The 5412-nt window shown below is 40.0% G+C and carries 5 protein-coding genes and 1 riboswitch; of the genes, 1 reads left to right on the top strand and 4 read right to left on the bottom strand.

What is annotated here, in order from left to right; translation table 11 throughout:
- The 4 genes from B4F08_RS08815 to B4F08_RS08800 all read right to left on the bottom strand — a co-directional run.
- Positions 1–1034 (bottom strand): acyl-CoA desaturase (locus B4F08_RS08815; RefSeq protein WP_291374162.1); only part of this gene is annotated, 1034 nt, incomplete at its 3' end.
- 276 nt (positions 1035–1310) lie between these two features.
- Positions 1311–2033, bottom strand: coding sequence for a glycerophosphodiester phosphodiesterase (locus tag B4F08_RS08810; protein ID WP_291374161.1), 723 nt, complete (start codon positions 2031–2033; stop codon positions 1311–1313).
- A 303-nt stretch (positions 2034–2336) separates the two neighbouring features.
- A complete protein-coding gene (locus B4F08_RS08805; RefSeq protein WP_291374163.1) occupies positions 2337–2915 on the bottom strand; it encodes a cob(I)yrinic acid a,c-diamide adenosyltransferase in 579 nt (192 codons plus the stop codon).
- A 100-nt stretch (positions 2916–3015) separates the two neighbouring features.
- A complete protein-coding gene (locus B4F08_RS08800) occupies positions 3016–4851 on the bottom strand; it encodes a TonB-dependent receptor plug domain-containing protein (protein ID WP_291374160.1) in 1836 nt (611 codons plus the stop codon).
- Between the two features lie 35 nt (positions 4852–4886).
- A riboswitch (cobalamin riboswitch) is annotated at positions 4887–5093 on the bottom strand.
- A 143-nt stretch (positions 5094–5236) separates the two neighbouring features.
- On the opposite strand from B4F08_RS08800, the gene B4F08_RS08795 reads away from it, so the two are divergent.
- A partial coding sequence (locus B4F08_RS08795) for a phosphoribosylanthranilate isomerase (protein ID WP_414632468.1) occupies positions 5237–5412 on the top strand: 176 nt, incomplete at its 3' end.

Below are 5412 nucleotides of genomic sequence, written 5' to 3'. Positions count from 1 at the left end.
ACAGCTGTTTTCTTGGCTTGAATTTCTTGTTCTTTCAATTTTGCCCAGTCATTTAAGGTCTGGGTGAACGCATCATACTCTTGTGCAATACGAGCTTTTGCTGAGCTGATGTCATCACTGACATTCAGACCATGAACTTCTAAGTCTTGCTCAGCATACTTAAACTTCATCGCAAGTTCAGCTTTTTTGATATTAAAGCTCGGAATACGACGTAAGTTTTTAGCTAAACCCAGTTTTGAGCATGACCAAATCAACCATTTGGTTGGGTCATATTGCCACCATTTCACACCATTACGGTAGTCATATTGGAAAATGTGGTGGTAGTTATGATAACCCTCACCCCAAGTCGCAATAGCTAACCAGAAGTTGTCACGTGCGGTATTTTCATCTGTATATGGACGTTTGCCCCACATATGACATAAAGAGTTAATGAAGAACGTAACGTGGTGGCTGAGGATTAAACGCATTAATCCGCCCAATAATAACACGCCCCATAAGTCACCTACGGCCCAACCAATTGGTAATAAAATACCCGTGTGGACGATGATCACTAAAGGCACATAGTATTTGTGTTGGAACATCACCAATTTATCATTGAGTAAATCGGGCGCATTTTTAAAGTCAGGTTCTGCTGATGGATAGTCACGAAGCATCCAACCCATGTGTGCATACCAAAAACCATTGTTAATCGAGTATGGATCTTTCTCGATATCATCGACATGGCGGTGGTGGGTACGGTGACCTGAACCCCAATATAAAATACTGTTTTGTACTGCAAATGTACCCATAATCATCAAAATGATTTTTAAAGGCAAGCTTGCTTCATAAGCACGGTGTGCCCATAGACGGTGATAGCCAGCGGTAATACCTAAACTACTAACACCCAGTAATACAAACATACTGATCCAAGCGGCTAAGCTGAAATCATGATGGTAGGCATATAACGGAATTGCAATGACAGCCACAATGGGAAGAAAAACCAATGCAAAAATTGCAACCCAGTTAAATGGGGCTTTGGGTAGGGGAGCATTCATCTCCAACAGCACTCCTGAAACCTTGGGAGGTATAAATGGAAGGTCAATCCATTACTTTTTGCATGGATTAAGCTACAGCATATTAGCATGAGCGAACCGTGATTCACTAGCATTATTGTACAGATGTATTGTACTAAACAGTAACAGAATAAGAATGTTTAGATATCGAAATTATCGAAGCATTTTTAGGCACTATAGTAGTAGAGCGATCAATATGAAAAGTGAACATTTTCAGTCCCACTGCGCATGTAAAATTCAAGTCAATTTTTGGCTTGTTCAATGAACATCTGCCAAATGTTGTAGCATCATTTTAGGTAAATCGGTAATTAATCCATCAATGCCACAGTCACGTAAATGTTTAGCGCGCTCGATGTCATTTACTGTCCAAACACTAATCGCTAAATTCGCTTGTTGTGTGGCTTTTAACAGGTCATCGGTTGCCAGTTGGTTCATCCAGCCGATTTGGCAACAGCCGTATTTGTGCGCTTGTTCAATTGCAAGATGTTGAATATTTTCTTCAATTAATAAGCCCCGTTTCAGTGGGGAATGTATATCTTGGAGTGCTTGTAGGATTTTAAGATCAAAACTGGTGATGACTGCACTCTGCTCAAAGTCTCTCAGTTGCTGTGTGAGATGTTGTGTCAGTCGCTCCGCTTCTGCTTGTGTTGCTACAGCTTTGACTTCAACCTCAAGATGTTCGAAGTCCTGCATAATCTGGAGTGCTTGTTGCAGAGTTGGAGTGCCTTGCTTTTCCCAGTCTAACCAAATATGTGCTTGATTATAGGTATCAAGTTCTGTGCTGTTTAATGGGTAGAGTGCTTGGTCGATACCAGTGGTCCGGAGCATGTTGTCATCATGCATAATGATCAGCTCATGGTCTTTGAGCTGACGAACATCAAATTCGACCGCACGGATGCCTAGATCATGAATATATTGAAAACCGCCGAGGGTATTTTCTGGGGCTTCGCCACGTGCACCACGATGTCCGATGATTCTCATATTGAACCTGATTTATACGTCTTTTGATTGATTGTAGCGCTAAAACATCGGATTGGGGGATAGATTCTAAGGTGGAAATATCAGATATACGTCAATGCCGTGTGTAATAGTTAGAGGTCGGATTGAGTTTGAGTGTAATGCTTCTGCGATATTGGCAATATGCAATGCAGTCCGAAGAGTTTCACGATGGGTAAATGGTTTTGATTACTTTTCCCGAAAAAAAAGTAATCTTAGAAAGTCTTCCAGTGAACTTATCTAAAAGACTCATAAGGAATCCATTTTGCTCTAAAAACTTAGAACGGTTTAAATGGTTTCATTAATATTTTTTTGCCAAAGCACTTCTGAGCCGCCCCCAGCTCGTTGCAAGGCGCGGGATGCAACAAAAAGCCAGTCTGATAAGCGGTTGAGCAACTGTAGCGCGGTGCTTTGAATATTTTGATCACGCGTGTGTACCGACATTAAGCTACGTTCAGCTCGGCGGCATACTGCTCGTGCTTGGTGTGCATAGCTACATGCTAAAGAACCAGAAGGGAGAATAAATTCTTTCAGCATTGGTAAGTCTTCATTCATACGGTCAATTTCTTGTTCAAGAAACTCAATACAAACTGGTTGGAGCAAATGATAGTTGGGAATACACACTTCACCGCCTAAGTCGAAAAGCCAGTGCTGGATGAGGCTTAAGCTTTTATCCCATGTTGCTTTGTCTGTGATTTGGCTTGCACTAATTTGGGCACGAAGTACGCCAATTGTTGAGTTGAGCTCATCTACATCACCCAGTGCGGTAATTCTTAGGTCATCTTTAGTGACACGTGATCCATCGCCCAGACCTGTGGTGCCTGAGTCGCCAGTACGGGTATAAATTTTACTTAAACGGTGGCCCATAATTTGTCCTGCCAAAAGAATGAAAAAAAGGATAATGTCGGTCAAAACATTATCCATAAACTGCGCTGTTTTAAATTGTTTTTTGAGTCTTTACGCTAAATTAATAACGGAAAGTGACTCCTGCTGAGGCAAAACGACCGCCATTGATGTACCACGTATCAGTGCTTGAGTAGACTGCTTTGTATTTGACATCACCAATGTTTTGGATATTGGTGAACAATTTGATATTTGGATTTACATTCCAAAATGCATTGAGATCAATCGTTGCATAACCAGGAATTTTAACGGAGTTTTGGCTTGCTTGAGCTTTTGCATGAGAACGAGCGACAAGAGCAGTATTTACACCATAAGTTCCGTCATCATATCCTGCTGTAAAGGTAAAGGTTTGACGTGGACGACGCACGAGTTCAAACCCAGTAGATTCATCTTCTGTTTTTACGTAAGCATATTCAGCAGATGTAAAAAGTTGATCTTTTTTCCAATTTAAACCGAGCTCACCACCAGTCATATTGGCATCATCAATATTGACATATTGCCATGAGGCATTTGATCCAATTAGGTTTTTGACTTTAGTGTAATACACAGACGCATTTGCACTTAAACCATAGTTAAATTGTTGATCTAAACCGATTTCATAAGAAATACTTTCTTCTGGTTTGAGATCTTGATTCCCATAAAAACCAGCATATAGCTGATAGGCTGTTGGCGCTTTAAATGCAGAACCAATATTGGCATAAACACTTGTCAACGGTGCAATTTGTAAACGTCCAGCTATTTGCCCTACAGTGTGTTGACCAAATTGATCATCATCTTCTAAACGGATACCTGCTTGAGTGTGTATGCCCGCATTATTATATTGATGTTGTAAGTAATACCCTGTAGACCCAAGGTTTTTCTTCCCAGATAGGTAATCATAAGTCACATCAGTATCTTGCGTTGATACGCCGAACAAAATGTTTTGTTTTGGAGTGAACTTCCAATTTAAATTGATGTCACCTTCATTGCGCTCACTATCATAGGCATACGAATACGTTTCAATATAAGTTGCTTCATCTTGATAATTTGAATAGCGGGCATTTAAAGTTAATGCATCTGTGAATTGGTATAGACCATTCCAGTTGATCAATTGATTTTTAAAATCACGTTTAGCAGTATTTGTACCTGTAGAATAGTCTAAATAGTGATTAATTCCTTCATTTTCACTAATAGATACGTTTGTTTTAAAATTATCTTGTTTGTATCCAATCTTAGCGCTATAACCTTTTTGGTCATAGCTCGCTTGGTCATTATTCTGTGTATTTAAGATTTCTGTGCCATCACTTTCTAAGCGTTGACCTCGAATTTGAGCAAAAAAACCATCTTGAGCTAGATCTAATCCTACCAGTGCTTTATATGTGTTGTTCTCACCATATAAGCCAGTAATGAATGCACTATTTTTTTCTGGGGTGTCTGTCAGTAATTGGATTACCCCACCAATTGCATCAGAACCATATTGAACTGAAGCAGGGCCTTTAAGAATTTCAATTTGACCGACATCAGATAAATCTAAAAGTTCGGTATTATTTTTACCATTAATCCCTTCAATTAAAGCAGCACCATCTTTAAGTACTAAAGTATGATTGGAATTTGTACCACGGGTGAAAATGGAAGTTGTTTGCCCAAGACCACCAGTTTGAACAACATTTAATGCGGCATCTTGTTTGACTAGATCATTTAAGTTAAGAGCTGGATTTTTTTCGATGTCACTTTTTGAAATCACAGCAATACGGGCAGGAACGTCTTTAATCTTTTCTTCAGAACGTGTTGCAGTTACAACGAGTGTGTCTAAAGAAGCATTAACAACATTCGTATTGTCTTGTGCAGATGCTGTTGCGGAGAAACCCATCGCAATAGCGATTGCGCCCACTAAAGCTGTAGGCTGAAATAAATTTGGCATGCTGGCTCCATACATTCACCCCCCGTGAATGATTGAGTTAAATGGCGCAATAAGCAGGTCTCCGGACTTAAATATAAATATTGCGAACAATATTGGTATATCCATCTTCCCACACGAGTGCAGTGATGTAAGTGCAAACACTTATAAAGATATACGTTTCGTTTTACCGTTGCGGGGGCAGTGTTGGACTCTCACCAACTTCCCTAAAGCATAGTGCTCAGACTTATTGCATTTGGGCGAAGTATAAGGTTTGTATGCGAATTAAACAATCTATGTAAAGATTTTTCAGGATGAACTTTACGCAAGGCGAAAAAATTGCATTACAATGATTCGCCCTGTTATTTATAGATCAGCTATAAATAGGGTTGAGCCAGAGTCATAATCTATGCGAACCCGTGCCAAAATTTGTGGAATTACTCGTAGCCAAGATATTCAAGCTGTGGTCAAAGCCGGGGCTGATGCAATTGGTTTTGTATTTTTCCCGCCTAGTCCACGCCATGTCAGTGCAGCTCAAGCTAAAGAATTGATTCAACATGTGCCTGCCTATGTGCAAACTGTTGG

It is taken from the genome of Acinetobacter sp. UBA6720 (genome assembly GCF_002454215.1).
Taxonomy (GTDB): Bacteria; Pseudomonadota; Gammaproteobacteria; order Pseudomonadales; family Moraxellaceae; genus Acinetobacter.
Note: the sequence above shows the minus strand (reverse complement) of the source record. Positions and strands in the feature narration are given on the sequence as shown.

Excerpts from the sequence above, each read along its gene's own strand:
- B4F08_RS08810 (WP_291374161.1), bottom strand. The coding sequence starts at position 2,033 with ATGAGAATCATCGGACATCGTGGTGCACGTGGCGAAGCCCCAGAAAAT.
- B4F08_RS08805 (WP_291374163.1), bottom strand. The coding sequence starts at position 2,915 with ATGGGCCACCGTTTAAGTAAAATTTATACCCGTACTGGCGACTCAGGC.
- B4F08_RS08800 (WP_291374160.1), bottom strand. The coding sequence starts at position 4,851 with ATGCCAAATTTATTTCAGCCTACAGCTTTAGTGGGCGCAATCGCTATT.